The 24,592-nt window shown below is 60.7% G+C and carries 25 protein-coding genes; 10 read left to right on the forward strand and 15 right to left on the reverse strand.

Annotated elements, in window-relative coordinates; all coding sequences use genetic code 11:
- Position 1: 1 nt before the first annotated feature.
- Both iolE and ACS5RD_RS02245 read left to right on the forward strand, forming a co-directional pair.
- On the forward strand, positions 2-919 hold the full coding sequence (gene iolE, locus ACS5RD_RS02240) for a myo-inosose-2 dehydratase (protein WP_489929804.1): 918 nt from the start codon (positions 2-4) through the stop codon (positions 917-919).
- Positions 916-1,740, forward strand: coding sequence for an SDR family oxidoreductase (locus tag ACS5RD_RS02245; RefSeq protein ID WP_489929805.1), 825 nt, complete (start codon positions 916-918; stop codon positions 1,738-1,740). The genes iolE and ACS5RD_RS02245 overlap by 4 nt, the downstream gene beginning before the upstream one ends.
- On the opposite strand, the gene ACS5RD_RS02250 is transcribed toward ACS5RD_RS02245, so the two are convergent.
- The gene (locus ACS5RD_RS02250; RefSeq protein ID WP_489929806.1) at positions 1,741-2,613 is read right to left on the reverse strand and encodes a MurR/RpiR family transcriptional regulator; all 873 of its coding nucleotides are present in this window, start codon (positions 2,611-2,613) and stop codon (positions 1,741-1,743) included.
- 193 nt (positions 2,614-2,806) lie between these two features.
- Between ACS5RD_RS02250 and ACS5RD_RS02255 the strand changes: the two genes are divergently transcribed.
- A complete protein-coding gene (locus ACS5RD_RS02255) occupies positions 2,807-3,925 on the forward strand; it encodes a Gfo/Idh/MocA family protein (RefSeq protein WP_489929807.1) in 1,119 nt (372 codons plus the stop codon).
- Positions 3,926-4,000: 75 nt separating this feature from the next.
- On the opposite strand, the gene ACS5RD_RS02260 is transcribed toward ACS5RD_RS02255, so the two are convergent.
- The 11 genes from ACS5RD_RS02260 to ACS5RD_RS02310 all read right to left on the reverse strand — a co-directional run bounded on the left by ACS5RD_RS02260 (position 4,001) and on the right by ACS5RD_RS02310 (position 14,025).
- Positions 4,001-4,393, reverse strand: a complete 393-nt coding sequence (locus tag ACS5RD_RS02260; RefSeq protein WP_489929808.1) for a hypothetical protein — start codon at positions 4,391-4,393, stop codon at positions 4,001-4,003.
- Between the two features lie 2 nt (positions 4,394-4,395).
- Positions 4,396-5,169, reverse strand: a complete 774-nt coding sequence (locus tag ACS5RD_RS02265; RefSeq protein ID WP_489929809.1) for a hypothetical protein — start codon at positions 5,167-5,169, stop codon at positions 4,396-4,398.
- A 329-nt stretch (positions 5,170-5,498) separates the two neighbouring features.
- Complete coding sequence (locus ACS5RD_RS02270) at positions 5,499-5,873, reverse strand: cupin domain-containing protein (RefSeq protein ID WP_489929810.1); 375 nt, start codon at positions 5,871-5,873, stop codon at positions 5,499-5,501.
- 12 nt (positions 5,874-5,885) lie between these two features.
- On the reverse strand, positions 5,886-7,505 hold the full coding sequence (locus tag ACS5RD_RS02275) for an amidohydrolase (protein ID WP_489929811.1): 1,620 nt from the start codon (positions 7,503-7,505) through the stop codon (positions 5,886-5,888).
- The gene (locus ACS5RD_RS02280; protein ID WP_489929812.1) at positions 7,498-7,710 is read right to left on the reverse strand and encodes a hypothetical protein; all 213 of its coding nucleotides are present in this window, start codon (positions 7,708-7,710) and stop codon (positions 7,498-7,500) included. Before ACS5RD_RS02280 ends, ACS5RD_RS02275 begins: the two co-directional genes overlap by 8 nt.
- Positions 7,697-8,536 (reverse strand): ABC transporter permease subunit, encoded by an 840-nt coding sequence (locus ACS5RD_RS02285; RefSeq protein ID WP_489929813.1) that lies wholly within the window; start codon positions 8,534-8,536, stop codon positions 7,697-7,699. Before ACS5RD_RS02285 ends, ACS5RD_RS02280 begins: the two co-directional genes overlap by 14 nt.
- Positions 8,533-9,450 carry an ABC transporter permease gene (locus ACS5RD_RS02290; protein ID WP_489929814.1) on the reverse strand — a complete coding sequence of 306 codons (918 nt, stop codon included), beginning with the start codon at positions 9,448-9,450 and terminating at the stop codon, positions 8,533-8,535. Before ACS5RD_RS02290 ends, ACS5RD_RS02285 begins: the two co-directional genes overlap by 4 nt.
- Positions 9,450-10,538 carry an ABC transporter ATP-binding protein gene (locus ACS5RD_RS02295; RefSeq protein ID WP_489929815.1) on the reverse strand — a complete coding sequence of 363 codons (1,089 nt, stop codon included), beginning with the start codon at positions 10,536-10,538 and terminating at the stop codon, positions 9,450-9,452. Before ACS5RD_RS02295 ends, ACS5RD_RS02290 begins: the two co-directional genes overlap by 1 nt.
- A gap of 1 nt (position 10,539) precedes the next feature.
- Positions 10,540-11,640, reverse strand: a complete 1,101-nt coding sequence (locus ACS5RD_RS02300; RefSeq protein WP_489929816.1) for a polyamine ABC transporter substrate-binding protein — start codon at positions 11,638-11,640, stop codon at positions 10,540-10,542.
- 34 nt (positions 11,641-11,674) lie between these two features.
- Positions 11,675-12,892 carry an aromatic ring-hydroxylating oxygenase subunit alpha gene (locus ACS5RD_RS02305; protein ID WP_489929817.1) on the reverse strand — a complete coding sequence of 406 codons (1,218 nt, stop codon included), beginning with the start codon at positions 12,890-12,892 and terminating at the stop codon, positions 11,675-11,677.
- Entirely contained in the window at positions 12,892-14,025 is a 1,134-nt protein-coding gene (locus tag ACS5RD_RS02310) for an aromatic ring-hydroxylating oxygenase subunit alpha (protein ID WP_489929818.1), read from the reverse strand. Before ACS5RD_RS02310 ends, ACS5RD_RS02305 begins: the two co-directional genes overlap by 1 nt.
- Before the next feature lie 102 nt (positions 14,026-14,127).
- Here ACS5RD_RS02310 and ACS5RD_RS02315 point away from each other — a divergent pair, with 102 nt between their 5' ends.
- On the forward strand, positions 14,128-14,769 hold the full coding sequence (locus ACS5RD_RS02315; RefSeq protein WP_489929819.1) for a TetR family transcriptional regulator: 642 nt from the start codon (positions 14,128-14,130) through the stop codon (positions 14,767-14,769).
- 137 nt (positions 14,770-14,906) lie between these two features.
- Here ACS5RD_RS02315 and ACS5RD_RS02320 read toward each other — a convergent pair whose 3' ends face one another.
- Both ACS5RD_RS02320 and ACS5RD_RS02325 read right to left on the reverse strand, forming a co-directional pair.
- Positions 14,907-15,482: a TetR/AcrR family transcriptional regulator gene (locus ACS5RD_RS02320; RefSeq protein ID WP_489929820.1), complete on the reverse strand. Its 576-nt coding sequence runs from the start codon at positions 15,480-15,482 to the stop codon at positions 14,907-14,909.
- Positions 15,479-16,015, reverse strand: a complete 537-nt coding sequence (locus ACS5RD_RS02325; RefSeq protein ID WP_489929821.1) for a dihydrofolate reductase family protein — start codon at positions 16,013-16,015, stop codon at positions 15,479-15,481. The genes ACS5RD_RS02320 and ACS5RD_RS02325 overlap by 4 nt, the downstream gene beginning before the upstream one ends.
- Before the next feature lie 372 nt (positions 16,016-16,387).
- Between ACS5RD_RS02325 and ACS5RD_RS02330 the strand changes: the two genes are divergently transcribed.
- The 3 genes from ACS5RD_RS02330 (at position 16,388) to ACS5RD_RS02340 (ending at position 19,508) form a co-directional block, all read left to right on the forward strand.
- The gene (locus ACS5RD_RS02330; protein WP_489929822.1) at positions 16,388-17,776 is read left to right on the forward strand and encodes a DHA2 family efflux MFS transporter permease subunit; all 1,389 of its coding nucleotides are present in this window, start codon (positions 16,388-16,390) and stop codon (positions 17,774-17,776) included.
- A gap of 61 nt (positions 17,777-17,837) precedes the next feature.
- On the forward strand, positions 17,838-18,611 hold the full coding sequence (locus ACS5RD_RS02335) for a hypothetical protein (RefSeq protein ID WP_489929823.1): 774 nt from the start codon (positions 17,838-17,840) through the stop codon (positions 18,609-18,611).
- 72 nt (positions 18,612-18,683) lie between these two features.
- On the forward strand, positions 18,684-19,508 hold the full coding sequence (locus tag ACS5RD_RS02340; RefSeq protein ID WP_489929824.1) for a TolB family protein: 825 nt from the start codon (positions 18,684-18,686) through the stop codon (positions 19,506-19,508).
- On the opposite strand, the gene ACS5RD_RS02345 is transcribed toward ACS5RD_RS02340, so the two are convergent.
- The gene (locus tag ACS5RD_RS02345; protein WP_054004458.1) at positions 19,496-19,897 is read right to left on the reverse strand and encodes a hypothetical protein; all 402 of its coding nucleotides are present in this window, start codon (positions 19,895-19,897) and stop codon (positions 19,496-19,498) included. The two genes, ACS5RD_RS02340 and ACS5RD_RS02345, sit on opposite strands and share 13 nt — an antisense overlap.
- Before the next feature lie 297 nt (positions 19,898-20,194).
- Here ACS5RD_RS02345 and clpB point away from each other — a divergent pair, with 297 nt between their 5' ends.
- From clpB to ACS5RD_RS02360, 3 genes are all read left to right on the forward strand, one after another.
- Positions 20,195-22,807, forward strand: coding sequence for an ATP-dependent chaperone ClpB (clpB, locus tag ACS5RD_RS02350; RefSeq protein WP_489929825.1), 2,613 nt, complete (start codon positions 20,195-20,197; stop codon positions 22,805-22,807).
- Positions 22,808-22,983: 176 nt separating this feature from the next.
- The gene (locus ACS5RD_RS02355) at positions 22,984-23,295 is read left to right on the forward strand and encodes a Dabb family protein (protein ID WP_489929826.1); all 312 of its coding nucleotides are present in this window, start codon (positions 22,984-22,986) and stop codon (positions 23,293-23,295) included.
- On the forward strand, positions 23,292-24,542 hold the full coding sequence (locus ACS5RD_RS02360) for a glycerate kinase type-2 family protein (protein WP_489929827.1): 1,251 nt from the start codon (positions 23,292-23,294) through the stop codon (positions 24,540-24,542). Before ACS5RD_RS02355 ends, ACS5RD_RS02360 begins: the two co-directional genes overlap by 4 nt.
- Positions 24,543-24,592: the final 50 nt, after the last annotated feature.

Consider the following 24,592-nt stretch of genomic DNA (forward strand, 5'->3'; position numbering starts at 1 on the left):
TATGAATGCCAAACCGCATCTGAAAGCCAAACTCGGCATCGCCCCTATCGCGTGGTGGAACGACGATCTGGCCGAACTGTCCGACGATGTGACGCTGGAAGAATGTCTGCGCCAAGCCTCCGTCGCAGGCTTTACCGGGATGGAGACGGGACGGCGCTTTCCGATGGATATGGCCGAACTTGGCCCAATCCTGAGCCGCTTCGGCATCTCGGTCTGTGGCGGTTGGTTCTCGGGCACCGTGCTGGACGATGGCATTGCGGCCAACAAGGACCGTATCCGCGCCCAGATGGATTTCTTCATCGCCGCAGGCGCGCCTTGCATCGTTTACGGCGAGGTGGCCCGCTCGATCCAAGGCGACCGCGCCAAACCCCTCGCCAGCAAACCCAAGCTGTCCGAAGATCAAATCCGCGCCTATGCCCATGATATGACCGCCTTTGGCGAATGGTGCGCAGATCAGGGCATGCCCTTGTCCTACCACCACCACATGGCGGCGGTCATTGAGACAGAGGCCGAGCTTGATCTGTTCATGAAACACTCCGGCGCAGGCATCCCCCTGCTGTTTGACGCAGGCCACATGGCTTTTGCCGGTGGCGATGTGCTGCGGGTGCTCGACAATCACCACAACCGCATCAGCCATGTCCACACCAAAGACGTGCGGATGGACGTGATCAACGGCCTAGATCGGTCGCGTGAGAGTTTCCTAGATGCGGTGATGAAAGGCGCGTTCACCGTGCCAGGCGATGGCTCCCTCGACTTTGAAACCATCGTCAAACGCTGTGCCTCTTACGGCTATGAGGGCTGGTTTGTGGTTGAGGCAGAGCAAGATCCCAAGGTTTCGCCTCCGTTAGCGATGGCGCAAAAAGGCCATAAAGAACTGCTGCGCGTCATGGCAGCGGCTGGCTATGAGGTTGTGCAATGACCTTCTCCGGCAATCGGATGGACGGCAAAATCTGTGTTGTGACAGGGGCGACGCAGGGGCTTGGCGCTGCCATCGCCCACCGCCTTGCCGCCGCAGGTGCTGCTGGCATCATCGTCACCGGGCGCAATGCCGCGCGGGGTGAGGCTGTTGCCAAATCGCTGCACCAAACCCACGGCACCAACGCGCATTTCATCGCCGCCGATTTTGGCGCGGTGGACGATTGTCGCGCCGCCATCGCGCAAACCGACCGCCTGTTTGGCCGCCTTGATGTGCTGGTCAACGCAGGCGCTTTGACCGATCGCGGCACGATTCTGGATACCTCGCCGGACCTGTTTGACCGCATGTTCGCCGTCAACGTGCGTGGCCCGTATTTCCTGATGCAAGACGCGATCAAACTGATGATCCGCGACGGCGTTCAGGGGGCGATTTGCAACATCGGCTCGATCTCGGCCCTCGCAGGTCAGCCCTTCATCAACGCCTATTGCGCCTCCAAAGGCGCGCTGACCACCCTGACCACCAACACCGCGTTTTCGGTGATGGCCAACCGCATCCGCGTTAATCAGCTGAACATCGGCTGGATGTCGTCGGACCACGAACGCGCCTTGCAAGCCGCCACTGGTGGGGCGGATTGGGAGGCCAAGGCCACCGCAAACCTGCCCTTCGGCCGCTTGGTTGACCCCGCCGAGGCCGCCCGCGCGGTGAACTTCCTTGTCTCCGACGACGCAGGCCTGATGACCGGGGCTGTGGTCAACTTTGACCAATCGGTCTGGGGTGCGGTTGCGGGCGGGATGCCGGTGCCGGATGGCCCGATGACGCTGTAATCAGCGCGCTGTCACAATCGGAATACGCGGCGCGCCTGCGGTCTTTTGCAATCGCGCCGCCAAAGCCACCGTCAAAGCCTGCGCCAGACAGATCGGCGCCGCCAAGGATCGCGAGAAGGTATATTCATGCTCGGGCACCGAGAACAACACCTGCGCGTTCTTCGCCAAGGGCGACAGGGTGCTGTCACTGATCGCCACAATCGGCACACCCCGCGCTGCGACCTCCTCGACGATATTCACCACCTCGGTCGCGTAGAACCGAAAGCTGACCGCAAACAGCAGATCGCCCGGCTGCATTGTCCGCGCCATATGCGTCGCCAGCCCGCCGCCGGGGTCCAGCAAAACCACCCGCTTGCCCAGCATCGTCAGCACATAGCGCAGCAAATCCACCACCGGGGCGGATCGAAGTTGCCCCAGCAGATAGATCGTATCCGCCACCTCCATCAGATCCACCGCACGCGCGATTTGCACCCCGTCAATCGAGGCCAGCAGGTCCTGCAACGAGGTCAAATCCCGCACCACCAGATCGCGCAGAAAGCCGATCTCGGAATGATCCGCCCGCGCGCCCAATTCCGCTTCCAGCGCCCGCACACGCGCATCAAAACCGGGGGCTGCGGTGGACAGCCTGCGCTGAAACAACACCTGCAATTCCTTGAACCCGCGATAGCCCAAGGCCTGCGCGAACCGCACGAAGCTCGACGCATGCACATCGCATTTCGCCGCCAACGCCGTGACGCTCAGCACCGCCACATCATTCGGGTTCTGCGTCAGATAGCGCGCGATGATCTGATAGGATTTGCTCATCGTCTCGTAGCGGTCATGAATGACCCGGATCAGGTCTTCATAGCTGTGCGGAACATCGGCGTCTTGCATCTGGAAACCACCCTCTCCCCTGTTTCCTATGACAACCCAGCGCGATTGCAACAGAATTCACCGCCACGCCCGCTGATGGCTTTTGACGAGGCTTTGGGCCTGCCAAAGATCGCGCACTTGACCAAACCAAGCCCCAACCCTATCGCGGATTTCATCCCGAAACCGCAGCTGACCCCCATAAGGACGCCCTGATATGAGCAAACCGAAACTTCGCATCGGCCTGATTGGCACCGGCTTTATGGGCAAGGCGCATGTGTTCGGCTTCACCTCGGCCCCGCGGGTGTTTGAGCTTCCCTGTGATCTGGAACTGCATACGGTGGCGGATATCACGGATGATGCGGCAGCACGCGCGGCGCGGACTTTGGGCTTTTCAAACGCCACCTCTGATTGGCGCACCATCATCGCGGACCCCGAGATTGATCTGGTGTCGATCACCGCGCCGAACGCCCTGCACAAGGAAATGTCGCTGGCCGCGATTGCCGCTGGCAAGCATGTGTATTGCGAGAAACCATTGGCCCCGATGGCGGCTGACGCCTTGGAAATGACCCTCGCCGCCGAAGCTAAAGGGGTGAAAACCCAAGTCGGCTTCAACTACCTGTGCAACCCGATGCTGGCGCTTGCGCGGGATATGATCGCGGCGGGCGAGTTGGGTGAAATTCGTGGCTATCGTGGCCTGCACGCCGAAGATTACATGGCCGACGCCAATGGCCCCTACGGCTTCCGCCACGACCCGGCGGGCGGTGGGGCGCTGGCCGATATTGGCTCTCACGCGCTCGCCAGCGCCGAATTCCTCTGCGGTCCGATCACCCGGGTGATGGGCGACGTTGTGACGATGATCTCCGAGCGTCCCGATGGCAAAGGCGGTCGCAAAGCTGTGACGGTGGATGATGTGGGCCGCGCTTTCCTGCGGTTTGAGAATGGGGCGACGGGCTCCATAGAAGGCAACTGGATCGCCACCGGCCGCAAGATGCAGCATGATTTTGAAGTGTATGGCACCAAGGGGGCGCTGGCGTTCAGCCAAGAACACTTCAACGTTCTCAATTACTTCTCGACCGCCGATGCCAAGGGTCGCCAAGGCTTCCGCCGCATCGAGGCTGGGCCAGATCACGCCCCCTACGGCTTGTTCTGCGTCGCCGCTGGCCACCAGATCGGCTTCAATGACCTGAAGGCCATCGAGGTCGCAGGCTACATCAACGCCATCGCGGGCAAAGCGCCCGAGCCGTTCAACTTCCGCAAGGGCCTGCGGATTCAGACGCTTGTGGAAACCATCCAACAATCGTCGCAACAGCAAAGCTGGCTCGATGTGACCTAGGCCCGAAGCCGCAAACCATATGGGAAGCGCGCGGGCTGCACTGTCTGCGGTGGAAAGCGGGGTCGCACCCCGCTTTCAGATCTTGTCGAAACCGTCGCCCGCCGCAAGGAAGCCGCCGCTGACCCGCAGGGACTCGATTGCGCCATGCTGCTCGATTGGCGCGACGCCAGCGCCATGGGTCTTAATGCCACCAGAAATTTCGATCTCGCGTGCGGAACCGCCCGGCTTGATGCTGAGGCCGATGGCGGACAGGCTGATGACCTTGCCCTTGACCAGCGAGGGCCTGGTGCTGCCGAAGGTCTCGATGCCCCGGCGCACGACAAGCCGTCCGTTGGGCTGGCTGATCTGGATCCCCACGGCGCCATCCGCATGGGTGGTGATGCGGTCGAACTCGGCCTGATCGACCGTGCCGGTATAGACGTTGAAGCCCCGGGCGCCTTGGCCAAAGGTTTCAATCGGCGCGTTCACTTTCAACTCATGCACGATGCCGAAATTGACAAAACCGATGCCGCTGGGGCCATGCGAGGTGATCTTCGCCTCTGCGGTCTAGCGATCCACCACGCCGCAGTTGTCCAGCACCATGTCGTTGACGCCGTAAAAGTCATCACCGGGCCGCGATTGCGCACCACATCGACATGCGCGCCATAGACGGTGAACACCCCGCCGGTGATCTGGTCCGGCGTGCCCGGCGCAATGCCGCCATCGCTGTAAACCGCATCGGTTTCCAGCCGTCGCACGCTCAGCTTGCCAGCCTTGTCACCACCGCCGCTAACAAAGATACCGCAGCCACGCACCGGCGCGCCATCCCGGCCCGCCGAGAGGCCGACAAGATCGGCGCTGATGGTGACATCAGTGTCTTGCTGCATGTTCCACAGCGTGAACGCCCCCTGCAGCACAGCCATGCCATAGCCCTGCGGCCGATCTGTCTCGTCGCGCGCATCCGCCGACACGATATCAAGATCCTTCACATCGACATGGCCACTGCGCACCTTGTCCCGTGCCAGAATTTGCACCCGCCCCGTGACGATGATCCCGCGCACCTCGATCCGCCCAAGGCTGGCAACCGAGGTGTCATTGAAGATCGCGCGTTTTTCCACCGAGGTCTGCAGGCGGATGCTGTGGATGCGGTTATCGGTGGACAGCTGAACCCCGTCGCGGCCCTCCGCGAACGTGATGCCAGAGCCGGGGTCTGCGCCGCGCAGCGATTGTCCCGGCGAAAGGGTGATGCTGGGCGCGTTGGTCAAAGCGTCTTGCACCACAATCAGATGCGCGGTTTTATCCTTGTGCGTCGCAACCAGCGCCTAAACAGATGCAACAGTTTTTTCCACGGAAGACATTTGGCATCTTCTCCGTTGTATAGGATGAATACCTCACATGTGCAGACTGCCTCCGGATCTACTCAAGGCTCCTTTGCGCGCAAGCTTCGCCATCAAGCATCTGTGAAGCTAGGTCGGTCCGACAGCCTGCCGGGACCCAGCACAGAAGCGGGTCATCCGGCTGGTCCTTATCCCGGATCGGGCTGTTTTTCGCCCGACAGATGGCCCGCAAACCTGCCTGACTGGCGCAGCTGAACCTATTCCAGCGGCTGTTCCGGCCCGACGATATGCACCGCCAGCAGGCAACCGTTTGGCGTGTAGGAATTGTGCTCGGTGCCATCGCGGTAAAACACCAGATCGCCAGCGCGAAACACCGTGCCGTCACTTTCAATCAACTCGCCCTCAAGTATCAGGAACTGCTCATGCCCCATGTGGCGATGGCTGCGCGTCGTCATCCCCGCTGGCATCCGGTAGACATGAAAGCCGGTGCCCAGCGGCAAATCCGTATCATGCTGCAAGATCGCATCGCCCAACGCCAGACCATCGGGATAGACAAATTCCTCAAACTTCGCGGTGTGGATATTGGCAATCCGGCGGTCGTCCGCTGCCATCGGTTTCATATTCAGGGTCATGTCAGCAGCCTTTCAGTTGGAAAAATGCGGCGCGCGATAGACTTCGCGGCCCTTGAACAGGGTCATCAGCACCCGCGTTTCGGCAATCGCATAGGGGTGGACGCTGTAGATATCGCGATCCAGCACGATCAGATCGGCAGAATAACCCGGCGTCAGCGCACCCGTGTAATGCCCGCGCCAGCAGGCGGCAGCGGCATGGGTGGTATAGCCCAAAACCGCTTCGGCCACGGTCAGGCGCTGATCGGGGAAGAACGGCTCCGCCACCCCGCGCGCCCGTGGTGGTTCGCGCGTCACCGCCGTGCCGATAATCTCAAACGGGTTCAGCGTGGTCACCGCCCAATCCGAGTTGATGCAATAAGGCGCGCCTGCGTCGATCAGCGACCGGAACGCATAGGTCTGCGCCGCACGCGCCGACCCAATCATCAGCATGGTTTCATCCGGGATGATCGGATCGTTGCAGGCCCAAAGCGGCTGGAGGTTCGCCATGACGCCCAGCGCCGCAAAGCGCGGGAAATCGGCAGGATCCACCACCTGACAATGCGCAATCTGGTGCAGCGAAGGCCAAGCCCCATTCACAGCCCGCGCCGCCGCAAACCCGTTCAGCGCGGCATGGGTCGCGGCATCACCAATGCAATGGACGTGAATCTGAAACCGTTCCGCATCCAGCGCGGTAAACAACGCGTCGATCTGAGCTTGCGGGAACATCAGCGCGGCATTGCCCCCGGCGGTATCCGCATAGGGTGCCAGCATCGCCGCCGTGCGGTTCTCCAGCCCGCCATCCAGGAAAAACTTCGCCGCGTTCAGGTGGAAATCCCGCCCGCCATGCGCCGCACGAAGCCTGCGCAGTCGGGTCATCATCGTCTCCACCGTATCGGCAGCCGTCACCAAACAAGCCCCCGCCACCCGCAGCGTCAACGCATCCTTTGCCAGTGCCCCGCCGTAAATCCGCGCGTGATGATCCAGAATCCATGGATCAATCACCCCGGTGATGCCGTGCTTGTTCGCCAAAGCCTGCCCCGCCAACACCCCCTGTCTGTGCACATCATCCCCGGTTTGCGGCAACCGTTGCGTGGCCCAGTTGATCGCCTCCTCATGCAGCATCCCCGTCGCCACGCCGCGCGCATCGCGCACGATATGACCGTTCAACGGGTCCGGCGTATCCGCCCCCACGCCGATCATCACCAAGGCTGCCGAGTTCAAACAGGCGTTGTGAAAATTGCCATCGTAGATCAGGCAAGGCCGATCGGGCACCACCGTATCCAACACCTCGCGCGTCAGATTATGATCGCCAAAGAAGCCGCACTGCCAGCCCGCGCCCCAGATCATCGGCCCAGACTGCGCCGCCGTATGTGCCGCCATCACCGCCTGAATCTCGGCCAGCGTCACGCAATCATACAACTGCGCGGTTTCCACCAGATCCGTCCCGCCATTCAGCAAATGGATATGCGCGTCTTGAAACCCAGGCAGCACCAGCCGTCCGCCCGCATCAATCCGCCTTGCCCCCAGCGCGCGCTCCTCAGCAGCCTCGCCCAGCGCCACCACCAGCCCATCGCGCAACAGCACCGCCCCCGTCAGCGGACAGGCCGGGTCCATAGTGCGGATGCGGGCGTTGTAAATCAAAGTCTCAGTCATGGTGCTCCCTCGGCGGTACATCCAACGCCCGCTCGCGCAGCAAGGCCAGCGGATCTTGGCAATCTAAAGGCGAGCATATCCGATAAACCTCCAGCGCTGCCTCTGAAATTACCCCCGCCTGATACAAAGTCATCGCTGCCGCATAGCGCTGCCGCCCAGATCCCGGCAGACCCAGCGGAATATGCACCCCTTCAGTCATTGTCACGATACGCCAACCGCGCATCCGCATCGCGCCGCTTCTCGGATCGGTTCAACAGATACCCCGCCAAAGCCACACCACAACCGACCACCAGCACCGTCAATGTCGCCAAAGCGTTAATATCCGGCGTCACCCCCAGCTTGACCTTCGACCAGATCAGCAGCGGCAAGGTGGTGTTGCCCGGCCCCGTGGTGAACGAGGTGATCACCACATCATCGAGTGAAATCGTGAACGCCAGCAACCAGCCCGACAGGATTGCCGGAAAGATCACCGGCAAGGTCACATCAAACAGCACCGCCCAAGGCTTCGATCCCAAATCCATCGCGGCTTCTTCAATGGCGCGATCCGCTTGCAGCATCCGCGACTGAATGATCGTGGTCACAAACACCATCGAAAAGGTGATATGCGCCAGCGTCACCGTGGTAAATCCGCGCGCCGATGGCCAACCGAGGAATTTCGCCATCAGAATGAACAGCATCAGCGAGGATATTCCGGTGATCACCTCGGGCATGATCAGCGGTGCCGTCACCAACCCGGAAAACAACGTCCGCCCTTTGAACCGCCGGAACCGCGCGAGGGTAATTCCCGCCATCGTGCCCAATATCGTCGCCGCCGTGGCAGAAGTGACCGCGATCTTCAGCGACAATAGAAGCGCCGCACCAACCTGCTTGTTTGACAGCAATGAGACATACCACTTGGTCGAAAACCCGCCCCAGACCGTCGCCAACCGCGATCCGTTGAACGAATAGACCATCATCGACATGATCGGGATGTAGAAGAACGCGAAGCCAAAGCACATCACGGTGATCAGGAAGACGGGGCGGCGTCTCATGGTTCCTCTCCCGCTTCGGCCTTGGTCTGATAATGCGTGTACAGCATCATCGGCCCGACCATCAGCAGCAGCAACGCAATCGCCACCGAAGCCGCCATCGGCCAATCCGAAGCCGAGGAAAACTCATCCGCAATCACCCGCCCGATCATCGGGCTGGACGCATCCCCCACCAGCGTCGGAATAACCAACTCCCCCGCCGCCGGGATGAATACCAGCATCGCGCCCGCGATAATCCCCGGCAGCGATTGCGGCAAAGTCACATCAAGAAACACCCGGAACGGACGCGAGCCCAAATCCATCGCCGCCTCATCCAGCACCGGGTCCAACCGCTCCAGATTGGCATACAAAGGCAGGATCATGAACGGCAGGTAGGTGTAAACCATCACCAGAACCACCGCGAAATTGCTGTGCATCATCGGGATGCTCGACAGATGCCAGCCCGCCGGGGTCAGCGTATTATAGGCATCGGTGAGCAAAGCATTGAACCAGGAATTCTTCCCCATCAGCCCCATCCACGCGTAAACCCGCAGCAGGAACGAAGTCCAAAACGGTAAAATCACCAGCATCAGCAGGATATTCCGCCAACTCGCCGACACCCGCGTCAAGGCCAGTGACATTGGGTAGCCCAACAGCAGGCACAACACCGTCGCTGTCGCCGCGTTGCTCAATGAGACTAAAAACGCCCTTATGTAGAGCTCATCATGCAACAGCCGGGAATAGCCGACAAAGCTGATCCACGGATGATCACCACCATAGCCAAACGGCGGCGCGGTTGGCGTGCGGCTGCCAAAGGAAATCGCCAACACCAGACAGAACGGGATAAAGAAAAACAGCAGCAGCCAGACATATGGCAACCCGATGATAACATCGCGAAAGCCCCGACCCTGTAGCCAATGCGCGATCCGGTTGCGCATCATTCCACCAGCAAAATTGCCGCAGCCGGCGCGAAGCTCAGGTAAACCTGATCATCCCAATCCGGCCGCCCGCCCGCGCTCCGGCCTGCATTGACCGAATGCACCGAGATCAACTCGCCCGACGGCAAAGTGATGCGGTAGAGACTATCCTTGCCGAAATAGGCCAGATCCTTGACCTGACCCGCAATCACATTCGCCCCCTCGGGCCGCACCTGACTGATCACCAGTTTCTCGGGCCGTACCGCCAAAGTCACCTCTTGCCCCACGTTCAGCCCCGGCACCGCGCGCGCCTGCACAGCGCCCTGAAAGGCCGCGACCTCTACCGTGGCCAAATCGCCCGCCAAGGCTCGCACCTTCGCCGGAAACGCCGTAATAGAGCCGATAAACCCCGCAACGAACCGTGAGTTCGGGTATTCATACACCTCGGTCGGCGCTCCGACCTGTTTCACCCGCCCCTTGTCCATCACCGCGATCCGGTCCGAAAGCGTCATCGCTTCCTCCTGATCATGCGTCACCACGATGAAGGTCACGCCAGTGCGCTCCTGAATGGACATCAGCTCAAACTGGGTATGCTCGCGCAACTTTTTATCCAAAGCCGCCAATGGCTCGTCCAGCAACAACAGCTTCGGTTGCCGCGCCAAAGCCCGCGCCAAAGCCACCCTTTGCCGCTGGCCGCCAGAAATCTGATGCGGTTTGCGATGCCCAAAGGCCGTCAACTGCACCAGTTCCAGCATTTCAGCCACCCGCGCCTTGCGCTGCGCTGCCGTCATATCCTCGTGCTTCAGCCCATAGCCGACGTTCTTCTCGACGCTCATATGCGGGAACAATGCATAGCTTTGGAACATCATATGCACCGGGCGCTGCCACGGCGGCACGCCCGCCATATCCTGCCCGTCGATGAAAATCTGCCCAGCGCTGGGCTCTTCAAACCCCGCCAGCATCCGAAGCAAGGTGGTCTTGCCACAGCCCGACCCACCCAACAGCGAGAAAATCTCGCCCTGCGCCACGGTCAACGATACGTCTTGCACGGCTTGAAATGTGCCGAATTTCTTCGACACATTGTCTATACGGATGAACGGATCAGCCACCCTAACCCGCCTTGATCTCGGCCCAAATCCGGGTGATTTCGCGATCCTGCTCCTCGGATTGTGGCGCGGGGGTATAAAGCCGCTTCAAGGTTTCCGCATCGGGGTAGACCGCCGGGTCCCCGGTGATCGCCGGATCGACCAGAGCCGTCGCGGCTTGGTTGGCATTGGCATAGCCGGTGAAATTGGTGCAGGCCGCAATCACATCAGGCCGCAGCAGGTAATCAATAAACTTATGGGCGCCTTCGACGTTCGGCGCATCGCTGGGAATGCACCAGTTGTCAAACCACGCCGGAGCCCCGGTTTTCGGCACGAAATATTGCAGGTCGATCTTGATCCCCGCCTCTGCCGCCCGCGTCTTTGCCACGCCGTAATCGCCCGACCAGGTATTCGCCACGCAAATCTCGCCATTCGGCAGGGTGTTCAGATAGTTGGCATTGTCGAAGGTGGATACATATTGCCGGATCGGTGCCACCGCCTCGGCCATCTTGCGATATTCCGGTTCCCGCGCCGAACTGGCATCTAAGCCAAGATAGCTCAGCACCATGAAGCCAAAATCTGTCGGGCTATCCAGCAGCGAAATCCCGCAATCTGCCAGCTTCGCGGCGTTCTCGGGGTTCAGCAGCGTGCCCAAATCCGACAAATCCGCATCTGGCAGCCGTTCCTTCACCATGTCCATGTTGAAGGTGAAGCCCACCGAGCCCCACATATACGGCACGCCATATTGGTTTCCGGGATCAAAGCCCTCAACGATCTTCAAGATCGCCGGGTCCAGATTGGCCCAGTTGGTCAGCTTGGCACGATCTGGCTTTTGATACACACCAGCTTTGATGAAACTCGCCAGCTTCAGGCTCGACATCAGCACCACATCATAGCCGGTCGATCCCGCCAACATCTTGGCCTGCATCTCTTCCGCCGAGGCGTAAAGATCGTAAACCACCCCCACCCCGGTTTCTTTCTCAAAATCCGCCAGCGTCGTCTCGCCGATGTAATCCGACCAGTTGTAGACATTCACCGTCGCTGCCGCAGCCCAGGATGGCCGGGCATAGGGCGCGGCCAAAGTGCCGCCAAGCAGTCCAAGCGCGTGGCGCCGTGTCAGTGTCATGGCCGTCTCCCTGATTTTATGGTTTTCATGCAGGTTAACCCTGCGATTTTGACTGGCAAATCAATTCGTCATTGCGTGCTGCGATTTCCGCTTCGGGCGGGGCCTTTGCCAAAGTCATCACCGGCATCAGCGCACGCAAGGAATCATGGTGCCGCTTCAGCCCATATTCGAGATCCGACAGATGAAAGCCCTCAAACGCGGTGGACAGCATCGACTCGTTCGACCAGATCGACAGTTGCTGATCCTCAGCCGAGGTATCGCGGTCAATCCGATACGCCAGATACCGCGCCGCCTTCATGCGACGGCTTTCTACTGGCTGCCGATAAATCCGCCCCGTCACACGCGTCTTCCCCGGTGAGATCGGGATTTCCTGATAATACTGCACCGACTCCGGCGTGAAGGCGAACACCGCATTTGGAAACAGCCCGTAATAGGTCCACTCCGTTTGCAAATGCTCAGGCAACCATTCCTGCCGCTCGGTGATCGCCAGATACATCTTCACCGACCACCGCCGCGCCTGGGCATCGCCAAACGTGCCAATCGACACGTTCAGCCCGCCATCCAGATGCAGATCTCGGTAGGTCCGGCCATACAAATCCTGCAGCGCCGGATGCGCCATCGGCACATGGTAGCCTTCATTGTCGACATCACGCACCGATTTCCAGTTCACCGGCAGTTCCGTCGCCCAATGCGGCATATCCAAGGGCAGCACACCCTCGCTGCGATAGCCCTCAAAATCGGCGTCATAGGGGGCCAGCATATCCGCCACCGAGGGCTGCGGCCCCGCAAAGAACCGGATGAAGATAAAGCCGTGGAAAATCTCCATCTCAATCGGCTTCAACCCAAACTGGCTCCGGTCGAGCGCGCCAAAGCTGGAAGGCTGCGCCGCCCCCCGCAACGACCCGTCCAGATTATAAACCCAGCCGTGAAACGGGCAGACCAAGGCCCCTTTGCAATGCCCCTTCTCACCATCCACCACCCGCGCGCCACGATGGCGGCACAGGTTATGAAATGCCCGCACCACGCCATCCTGCCCCCGCATCACCACCGCGCGCTCGCCCAAAAGGTCAAAGCCCAGCCAATTCCCCGGCTCGGCCACATCATTGACATGCCCCACCACCTGCCAATACGTCAGGAACAACTTGTCGCGCTCCAAGGCAAACATCGCCTCAGAGTGATAGGTCCAAGCCGGAAGCCCACGGCGATCCCAATCATTCGGAATTGTCAGGCTGGCTGCATCATGTTGGGTCATCAGCTGACCTCCATTTCTTGTAAAAGCCATTGGTGAAAGCGGTGAATCTCATATTCCTCGGGCATCAACGTGCCACCGCGATAGGCAGGAGAGGCCATCCCCCGCTGGTTCATCTCTGCCGCTTCGCCATCCTGCCGCAGCACGATCTTGGCAAATGCCGCCACCTCGCAGGCATCAAACCCCGGCTGCGCCAAGGTCTCGGGCGAGAAATGCCACGCCACCACCAGCGCCGTGCGCAATGGCCCCAGCGGCACGATCCGCACCGAGCGCACGTGATCAACATGCGCCACCACATAAGCCGTCGGCCAGTAGGTGACGAACTGATACCCCGCCGCCCGCTCCGCTTCGGTCAACCCCCCAAACACCGGCCCACAAGCCGCGCCCGTAGGCGTCCAGCTTTCCGCCCCCAGCTTGAGGTTCCCCGACGGCACTTCCCCCGCCCAACCCACAGCCTCCGACGCCGCCATGATCCCCTGCGCATAAACAGGCACGAGGTCGCACAATTCAGGATGTATCCCCGGACAATGCAGACATTCCGAGTAATTCTCCCAAAACACCTTCCAGTTACAGGCAATCTCGGTCCGCCAGACATGCCCCGTCACCAGCCGCTGCATCGGCCAATGATCCAGCACGTCCAAATCCACATCCGCCACCAAATCGCGCGGCGACTCTGCCGTGTTCAGAAACAGAAACCCCGCCCAAACCCGCAACGCCACCGCCAGCAACCCATGCGCGGCGCGATCAAAATCCGAGGTCGGCACCGCATGACCCGTCGCCACCAAGCGCCCGTCATCCGCCGCATAGGCAAAGGCGTGATAGGGGCAGCGGATCAGCTTGCCCAACGGCTGCACCGCCTCCCGGCACAATTCCGACCCGCGATGCCTGCAAACATTGTGAAACGCCGAAACCCCGCCCTCCGCCGCTCGGCACACGATCACATCCGCCGCACCGACCTGCACCCGCCGCATCATCCCGCGGCCAAAATCCTCCAGCCGCCCAACGCAAATCCAGTTCCGCGCGAACACCGTTGCCATCTCGCGCGCATACCACTCCGCATCGGCATAAACCGTCGCCGGAAGCGTCGTAGGGCAGAACTCCAGTCGTGGCGAAGGTAGGGGCGAGATCTGAGTCATGGCAAACCAGTGCTGTTTCCTGATGCTCGCAAGATTCTGACTGGTCTGTCAATCAGAATTTGTATAGCTTACCAAAAGCGATATTTCAGCTAAGAAAGCGCCATGAATCACGCACCCACCATTCCCCCGCCGCGCAAACTGTCGCGCGAAACCCGCCGCGCCCAGGTGATTGAGGCCACCATCGACGTGCTGGCCGAACAGGGCTACGCCCGCACCACCCTCACCGATGTGGCGCGCCGCGCGGGCATCTCGCATGGCCTCGTCAACTTCCATTTCCAGACCAAAGACGCGCTTTTGGCTGAAACCCTCGGCTATCTCTCCGACGAATACCGCCAGAACTGGGACACAGCACTAGAGGCCGCCGGACCATCCCCTGCCCACCAGCTCGACGCCCTGATCCGCGCCGATTTTGAACCCGCGATCTGCACCCCGGCCCGCCTGTCCGCATGGCTGTCGTTCTGGGGCGAGGCGCAAAGCCGCCCGCTCTACCAAGCCAAGTGCGGCGAGAATGACCGGCTTTACATCACCAAACTGGAAGAAATCTGCGCCGCGCTACTTCGCGAAGGTCGCTACCCCGGCGACCCCATCCTGATCTCGCGCGTCCTGCGCGTCACCTCCGAAGGCGTCTGGGTCGACCTGATCTCCACCCGCGAACCCTATTCTGCCACCGAGGCCCTCCAAACCGTCCAAGCCGCCGCCATGGCGTTCTTCCCAAGGCATTTCGGGGCGGAGGGGTTGTTGTAGGGGGGGGGGGCGTCGCGAAAACACTTCCAAACAGACAGAACCCCTCTAGACTGGAAGTTGCCTTCGGGCGGCGGATGAGGGAAACCTCGCTTAGAGGCCATTGCGGACACCCCCTTACGTTGCCAAACCTGAGCAGGTTACTGATTGCCCTGTATCGCTTTCAACAACTCCATCAGCCCCTCGGTATACGGATCGCCCGCATCGGCCGTGACGCCATCAGCTTTACCGCGCAGGGCCACGGCGGTTGCGATAGCTGCACCATGGGTAAAATCGACAAGGATGTTGACCCATACTGCCGCCTTGCTTTGCGTCACGTCCGCGTCAATCAAGAACTTGGCTATGTCCTCGGTTATCCGTTGCGCCTGCAGCGGGAAGACATCTGGGCCGCTGAAAATTAGCAGCGTAAGTTCGGGATGCCTGACAACGCAGGCATGATAGGCGTGCAGAAGTGCCTCCACCCGGCACAGACCCCCTCCAGACTCTGATACCGAAACGCCAGAGTAGACTTGATCGGCAATGGACTTGATCAAGCTATCACGGTCCCCGAAATGGTGGTAAATCGTCATCGGATTCACCCCAAGACGCTTGCCCAAAGCGCGCATGGTGAAGCCATCGGCTCCGCTGGAATCCAGCAATTGCAGCGCGGTAGCCAACATGTCCTCGCGTGAGGGGATGGCCTCCTCGCGCGATGGACGCCCTCTTGGGCGGTTCATGTTGCGATCCGGTAGTGCGACTGCACAAGGCCCGATTTGAAGCGGCGGGTATTGTCGTGGACGAGCGGAATGTCGAAGGAAAGCTGGCCAAACAGAGCTCGACCCTGTCCAAGCAGAATTGGCACACTTGAAATCACCATCTCGGTAATCAGTCCGGCGCGAAGGAACGACTGGATGATCTGCCCGCCATCCACATAGACCCGTCGGCATCCTTGAGCCTCTAACATGGCCATAACCTGTTCGGGTGACTTGTCCGTGATTTCGACTTTGCCTAGAAGATCCTCAGGAAGCGGCTGATCTTTCAATGTCCGCGACATGACGAGAACACGGCGGGTGTAGGGCCACGGCTTTACATGCCGAATCCCCTCATAACAGCCGCGCCCCATCACGATGACGTCGATGTCCTTGATGAAAGCATCATAACCATGATCTTCGGTGGGGTCGTCTCGTTCAAGCAACCAGCCGATGTCGCCGTCTTCGCGGGCGATAAAGCCGTCCAGACTAGTTGCGATGAAGACATGTCCGGTGATCATGGCGAACTCCATTAATTATACGATGTATATTTATGGATTGCCGAGATCACATTGTCAATCTGTCACCTCTCTCTGATCATCTGTAAGGTGGGAATGTCCAATGCGTTAGCATAGCTACCGCATCCCTGCCTTTGCCGACTCGAGGCATTCCATGCGCCGTTGCAAGGCCGTTTCGACGCTGATCCGGCAACCCCACCCCAAAAATGGTTAACCCTTCATTAAAAAATTCGTAACCCACTGATATAAAACAGTAAACCAAAGGTCCCAACTCGGGACCACACCCAACCCCCCAAATCCCACCCCCTTCACAACCGCGTGCCACCCCTCCAAACCACCCTTGCACCCGCCCGGAGCTTGAGGGATTGTCCCGCCATGCCCTCCGCCCGCATCCTCCCCCTGATCGTCGCGACAGCCCTGCTGATGGAGAATATTGACAGCTCCGTCCTCTCCACCTCCCTGCCCCAGATCGCCAAAGATCTGAACTCCGATCCGATCCACCTGAAGCTGGTCCTCACCACCTACCTGCTCGCCCTCGCAGTCTTCATCCCCGCCTCGGGATGGATGGCCGACCGGTTCGGGGCGCGCAAAATCTTCCGCCTCGCCATCGTCGTGTTTGCCCTAGGCTCCATCGCCTGCGCCCTCTCGACCAACCTGATCGAACTCGTCGCCGCCCGCGCCCTGCAAGGTCTGGGGGGCTCGATGATGACCCCGGTGGGCCGCCTGATCGTGCTGCGCGGCACCCCGCGTGCTGGGCTGGTTGGAGCGCTGGCCTGGCTGACCGTGCCCGCCTTGCTTGGCCCGGTGCTCGGCCCCCCCTTGGGCGGCTACATCACCACCTACTGGGATTGGCGATGGATATTCTGGATCAACATCCCAATCGCCGTGCTGGGGGTGATCCTCGCCACCCTGTTCATCCCCGACCTGCGCGAACCTGAACCGCGCCGCTTTGACACCGCGGGCTTCCTGCTGCTTGGCCCCGGCCTTGCGGGCTTTCTGACCGGCGCGACGCTGATGGGCCTGAACCTTGCCACCCCGCTGGCCGTGTTCGGCTTGACTGCCACGGGTGCCGGCCTGATAGCCCTCTACGTCCGCCACGCCCTGCGCACCCCCGAGCCGATGGTCGACCTGCGCCTGCTGGCGCTGCCCACCTTCCGCATCTCTGTCACCGCAGGCACGCTGTTCCGCGTCGGAGTCGGCGCCCTGCCCTTCCTGCTGCCCCTAATGCTGCAACTTGGCTTCGGTCTGAACCCGTTCCAATCCGGTATGATCACCTTCGCCTCAGGCATCGGCGCACTGGTGTTGAAATTCGCCGCCCAACCGATCCTGCGCCGCTTTGGCTTCCGTCGGGTATTGTTGGTCAACGCGCTGATTTCCTCGGTGTTCATCCTCGCCCCGGCCAGCTTTACCCCGCAAACGCCGTGGCTGCTGATGCTGGGCGTGTTGTTCGTGGGCGGCCTCTCGCGATCCCTGCAATTCACCTCGGTGAACGCCATCGCCTACGCGGAAGTACCCTCCGAGCGACTGTCCTCGGCCACCTCTTTCACCGCCGTGCTGCAACAACTTTCCGGCTCTATCGGCATCACCTTGGCCGCAATGACGCTAGAGGGCGCGGGCTATTTGCGCGGCACATCGGCCACCGATCTGGGCAACTTCCCCGTGGTGTTCATCGTAATCGCCTTGCTGTCGCTCTCCTCCGCCATGATCTTCGCCAAGCTCTCGCCGCAAGCTGGTTCGCAACTGGTCCGCTCCGCCGCCGATTGACCTGCTTGGATTGACAGCAGACGGCTTTCCGCCGACTCTGACCAAAACGAAAGGCCCGCGCATGGACATTAACCTGACCTTTGAGCGCCCCGAAGAAGGGCCGAAATCCGGCCCCGTCACCATCGGCTGGTTTCTGACGCAAGACAAAGGCGCGGTGCTGTATGACCCGCCCGAGCGGGTGCTGTTTCGCCAAGCCAACAAGACCCACGCCAAATCGGCCAGCCGCTGCCCGGCGGTGATCCAGTTGGAAAGCCGTTATTTCATGATCAAATGCCCATTTGACATGCATCTCGGCTTTGGCCGCGACGACAAAGGCAAACCGCATCTGATCAACCGGGCCGGGGCGGCCTCGACCATCCGCGCCAACAAGCTGGGCGAGGTGATGACTTTGGTGTCAGAAACCGAATGGCGCTACCCGGATCGCCCGACCGTGCAGATGTCGCTGCCCTACTGCTTTATCGCGGATGAGCTGGTCTATATCACCCAACTTTCCGCCTTTGCCCACTATCGCCGCGAACAACTTCCCGGCACGATCTTTGGTGGCCGCTTTCCGTTGAACATCTGGCCGCGCCCGCTGATGTGGGCATTTGAGTGGCACGAGCCCGAAAAGGATATCATCCTGAAACGCGGCGAGCCTTTGTTCTACTGCCAGTTTGAAGCCGAAGGCCCGGATCGGCCGGTCCAGGTGATTGAGGCCGAAAAGACGCCTGAATTGCAGAAGTATCTGGAGCAGATTGGTGGCGTGGTGAATTACGTCAACCAGACCTTCGGGCTGTTCAAAGCCGCTGAGGCGCTGCGGCCGAAGAAATTGCTGACGCCGAAGGAACGTGGGTAGGGTGGGTGCAACCCACCGCTCGGACCGCCGGGTTGCACCCACCCTATGCGTTTGCCTGAAAAGGGGTTTTCCATGCGCTGCTTTCTGGAAATCTACGATCTTGCCAGCGAAACTTCGCGCGTTGTCTTGCAAACGGATCGCCACATCGAGGCACCAAATTGGAACCCTTCCGGCGAGACCTTATTGATCAATGCCGAGGGGCGGTTGTTTCGCGTGGCCCTTGATGCCCCTGCGCTGGCCCCTGTGGAAACCGGTGTGGCGGTGAAGCTGAACAACGACCACGGTATCAGCCCGGATGGCAGCCAGATCGTGATTTCCTCGCATCATGAGGGCCAAGGCTCGCAGATTTATCTGCTGCCTGCCAAGGGGGGCGATCCGATCAGGATTTCGCCCGAGGCCCCAAGCTGGTGGCATGGCTGGTCAGCGGATGGTAAGGTGCTCGCCTATGTTGCGGCGCGGGGCGAGAAGAAGGTGATCGACGTCTACACCTTGCCTTTGGGGGGCGTTGAGTCGCGGTTGACCATGGGGGAAGGCCATTGCGATGGACCTGACTTCTCCGCCGACGGTCGCCAAATCTACTACAACTGCGACCGCGACGGCCACGCGCAGATCTGGGTGATGGCAGCGGATGGCACGGGTCAACGCAAGCTGTTCGCGGATGACTACGTCAACTGGTTCCCGCACCCCTCACCCGACGGTCAGCACCTGCTGTATCTGGCCTATCCGCCCGGCACGCTTGGTCACCCGGCAAACCTGCCCGTAGCACTCTGCATGTGCGACCTCCGAGGTGAGAACCGTCGCCGGATTTTAGAGTTCATCGGCGGCCAAGGCACAATGAATGTGCCAAATTGGGCACCGGATTCCAGTGCCTTCGCCTATATGCGTTACGAACCCTGAATAGGGCCAACCTGAAGCGGAGTTGGCGGCCGCACCCCCATCATCCGGTGGGTGTTGCTCCAGACCGAGATATAGACCTCTGCCGTCCCGCTGGGTGACAAATGCTCAGGCGTCAGGCCGACAATCCGCACCCGCAGATGATCGCGGTGGCGTAGGGGTTCGGTCATAACAGCGGTCGCGGCTGGCCCCAACTGGCCCAGATGCCGCAGACTGCGACGCGGCAGCAGCCCCAGCAAAGGCCGCTTCGCCTGCGCGTAAATCCCGATCTTGCCATCCGTTTGCAACTGCAACTCTGCCGCATCGCCAATGCACAAGCCACTTTTGCCGATATGTAGCTGCAAGTCTTGCACCGGGGCCTTGTGAATCAATACCTGCAAAATATCCTGCATCCGCGCTGCCTTTTTCTAGTTCTGGTTTCCGATTGGGCTGCAAACCCGTCGCAGGGCAAGACCGTTCAGCCCCCCGCAGGTTGCAAACACCAGAACGGGCGGCATCGTGCCGACCCCATCTGCTCGAATAGGCGGATTCGTGTTCTTATCTGCGCAAACCCAGCATAAATTTGCCAGAGTGTCCTTGATCCACAGCATTGCAAAGCAAACCACAACTCCCCAAATATCGCACAAGGCCACCGCGATGGGCTGGAGATCCGGGCATCGTTGGGGCGCTTAGCAAAAGGAGTGATACCGATGAATTTAGAGAAATTCACGGAACGGTCGCGCGGTTTCATCCAAGCAGCGCAAACCATTGCCATGCGGGAAAGCCATCAGCGGCTGGCGCCCGAACACCTGCTGAAAGCCATCATGGACGATGATCAGGGGCTGGCCAGCAACCTGATCCGCCGCGCCGGGGGGGAACCTTTGCGCGTCGTGGAATCTTTGGCTTTGGCGATGGGCAAGCTGCCGAAAGTCTCGGGTGACGCACAGCCGTTCATGGACCCGAACTTGGTCAAAGTGCTGGATGAGGCTGAGAAAGTCGCCAAGAAATCGGGCGATTCGTTTGTTCCGGTTGAGCGTCTGTTGATGGCGCTGGGCATGGTCAAATCTGCCGCGAAGGATGCCTTGGACGCAGGTGCTGTCAGCCCGCAGAAGCTGAACTCTGCGATCAATGACATCCGCAAGGGCCGCACGGCGGATTCTGCCTCCGCCGAGGAAACCTATGATGCGCTGAAGAAATACGCCCGTGATCTGACCGAGGCCGCCGAGCAGGGCAAGATTGACCCGATCATTGGCCGCGATGAAGAAATCCGCCGCGCCATGCAAGTGCTGTCGCGCCGCACCAAGAACAACCCGGTGCTGATCGGCGAACCCGGCGTCGGCAAGACCGCGATTGCCGAGGGCCTTGCCCTGCGCATCGTCAACGGTGACGTGCCGGAATCCTTGCGCAACAAGAAACTGATGGCGCTGGACATGGGCGCTTTGATTGCCGGTGCGAAGTATCGCGGCGAATTTGAGGAGCGTCTGAAAGGCGTTCTCAATGAGGTCACCGCCGCCAATGGCGACATCATCTTGTTCATCGATGAGATGCACACGCTGGTGGGCGCTGGCAAATCCGATGGCGCGATGGACGCCGCTAACCTGATCAAACCGGCGCTGGCACGGGGTGAGCTGCATTGCGTGGGGGCGACGACCCTTGATGAATACCGCAAATACGTCGAGAAAGACGCCGCATTGGCCCGCCGCTTCCAGCCTGTGATGGTGTCGGAGCCGACGGTTGAAGACACCATCTCAATCCTGCGCGGTATCAAGGAAAAATACGAACTGCACCACGGCGTTCGCATTTCCGACTCGGCATTGGTCGCGGCAGCCACGCTCAGCCATCGCTACATCACCGACCGTTTCCTGCCCGACAAGGCCATCGACCTGATGGACGAAGCCGCCAGCCGGTTGCGGATGGAGGTGGATTCCAAGCCCGAAGAACTCGACCAGTTGGATCGGCAGATCTTGCAACTGCAGATCGAAGGCGAGGCGCTGAAGAAGGAAGATGACGCGGCCTCCAAAGACCGTCTGGAAAAGCTGGAAAAGGAACTCTCCAACCTGCTGGAACAATCCGACGCGATGACCGCCAAATGGCAGGACGAACGTGACAAGCTGGAAGTCGCCCGCGATCTGAAAGAGCAACTCGACCGCTTCCGCGCCGAGCTGGATCAGGTCAAGCGCGACGGCAATTTGGGCCGTGCGGGTGAATTGTCTTATGGCATCATTCCTGGACTAGAAAAGAAGCTGGCCGAAGCGGAAGCCCGTGAAGGTGATCTGCTGGTGTCCGAAGCCGTCCGCCCGGAACAAATCGCCGAAGTCGTCGAGCGTTGGACCGGGATTCCCGTCGCCAAAATGCTGGAAGGCGAGCGTGAAAAGCTGCTGAAGATGGAGGAAGAACTTGGCAAACGCGTGATCGGCCAACAAGCCGCAGTTACCGCCGTGGCCAACGCTGTCCGCCGGGCGCGGGCTGGGCTGAATGACGAGGGGCGGCCTTTGGGCAGCTTCCTGTTCCTAGGGCCAACCGGGGTGGGGAAAACCGAACTGACCAAAGCTGTCGCCGAGTATCTGTTCGACGATGACGCGGCGATGGTGCGGATTGATATGTCCGAATTCATGGAGAAACACTCGGTGTCCCGCCTGATCGGCGCGCCTCCGGGCTATGTCGGCTATGACGAAGGCGGCGTGTTGACCGAAGCCGTCCGCCGCCGCCCCTATCAGGTGGTGTTGTTCGATGAGGTGGAAAAGGCACACCCCGACGTGTTCAACGTGCTGTTGCAAGTGCTGGACGATGGCATGCTGACCGACGGTCAGGGCCGCACCGTCAGCTTCAAGCAAACGCTGATCGTCCTGACCAGCAACTTGGGCGCGCGGGCGTTGTCGGAACTGCCGGAAGGGGCTGATCAGCTGGGCGCGCGGGCGCAGGTGATGGAGGCGGTGCGGCAGCACTTCCGCCCGGAATTCCTGAACCGTCTGGACGAGCAGATCATCTTTGATCGTCTGAACCGCGTTGATATGGCCGGGATCGTGGAAATCCAGTTGCGCAAACTCGAAGCGCGTCTGGCTAGCCGTAAGATCACGCTGGATCTTGACCCGCAGGCGAAGGCTTGGCTGGCCGATGAAGGCTACGATCCGGTGTTCGGCGCGCGTCCGCTAAAACGGGTGATCCAGAACCATCTGCAGAACCCGCTGGCCGAGATGATCCTGTCGGGAGACGTACTGGATGGCGCGACGATTAAGGTCAGCGCCGGGGCCGATGGGCTGATCATCGGTGACCGGGTGTCAGCGTCTCGGCGTGAGCGTCCGGCGCAGGCCGTGGTGCATTAAACACCCCGCTTTGCGAAACCAAAGCAGCCCGCCCTTGTTTACAGGGGCGGGCCTTTCCATTCAATGCTCGGCAAGCTGCCCAAAACACTTGCGGGCGAGCCCGAGGCGCGCTCAGATGGTTTGCCAAACGCCTGTTGTTCAAGAACACTCGCCAACCTCTACTTAAAAGGCCAAACATGATCCGCCATATCGTCGCGCTGCGCTTTCCGGCTGGCACATCTCAGCAAACCAAAGATGATCTTTATGCGGCGCTGGCCGGGTTGAAATCGCAGATAGATGGTATCCTGTCATTCCACGTTTCGCGAAACGTCACCGTTGAGCCGCTGTCGCGTGGGTTTGATGATGTATTCTGGTTCGATTTTCGTGACACGGCGGTGCGCGACGCCTATCTGGTTCACCCCGCCCATCAGGCCATCGGGGCGCGGATCGTGGCTGCCACAGAAGGCGGCGCTGAGGGAGTGTTCGTGTTTGACGTCGCGGTACCATGAGCCCCGAAGATCGCGCCTTTCTGACCCAGTTGTTCAGCACCGCCGTCCGCGCCGCTGACCCCACTCAGGCCCTGCGTGCCCATCTGCCTGCCCGTCCAAAGGGTCGTGTCGTGGTGATCGGGGCGGGCAAAGGGGCGGCACAACTGGCGGCGGCGTTTGAGGATTTGTGGGATGGGCCGTTAGAGGGCGTGGTGGTGACCCGTTACGGCTACGGCTGCGCGACAAAGCGGATCAAAGTAATGGAATCGGCGCATCCGGTGCCGGATCAGGCCGGGTTGGCGGCCTCAGCCGCGCTGTTTGAGGCGGTGCGGGGGCTTTCGGCGGATGATCTGGTGGTGGCGCTGATCTGCGGTGGCGGCTCGGCTTTGCTGCCCTTCCCGCCGGGGGATCTGACGCTGGAGGATGAGGCGGGGTTGAACCGGGCTTTGCTGGCCTCGGGCGCGCCGATTTCGGTGATGAACGCGATCAGGAAGCAGGTGTCGGGCATCAAGGGTGGGCGGTTGGCAGTGGCCTGCCATCCGGCGCGGGTGGTTTCCTTGGTGGTGTCGGACGTGCCGGGGGATGATCCGGCACAGGTGGCCTCGGGGCCGACGGTGCCGGACCTTGTTAGCCGCGAAGATGCGCGGGCGATGGTGGCGGCTTGGCGGATTGAATTGCCTGCAAAGGTCGCGGCTTGGTTGGCCGGGGACGAGGGGCGCGCGCCCGATCCGGGCGATCCGGCGTTTGCGGGGCATGAAGTGCGGGTGATCGCCTCGGCGCGGATCAGTCTGGAGGCGGCGGCGGCGGCTTCTTCGGTGCCTGCAGTAATCTTGTCCGATGCGATTGAGGGTGAGGCGCGGGATGTCGGGCGGGTTCATGCCGCGATTGCGCGGGAGGTGGCGAGCCGGGGGCGGCCCTTTGCGCGGCCTGTGGTGATCTTGTCGGGCGGTGAGACGACGGTGACGTTGCGGGGCAAGGGGCGGGGCGGGCGGAACTCGGAGTTTTTGCTGGCGCTGGCTTTGGCGGCTGAGGGGGTGGAGTTCGCGGCCTTGGCGGCGGATACGGATGGGATCGACGGCTCGGAAAACAATGCCGGGGCCTTCGCGGACGGCGGCTCGATGGCGCGGCTGCGCGGGCTGGGGCTGCATCCTGCAAAGCTGCTTTCGGGCAATGATGCCTACTCGGCGTTTCAGGCTTTGGACGATCTGTTTGAACCGGGACCGACCGGGACCAATGTGAACGATTTCCGGGCGATTTTGATCCGGTGAGGCGGTGGTCCCAACTCGGGACCTTTTTTATGTGTTGTAAATCAATATGA

The organism is Cypionkella sp. PAMC25878 (assembly GCF_058135695.1).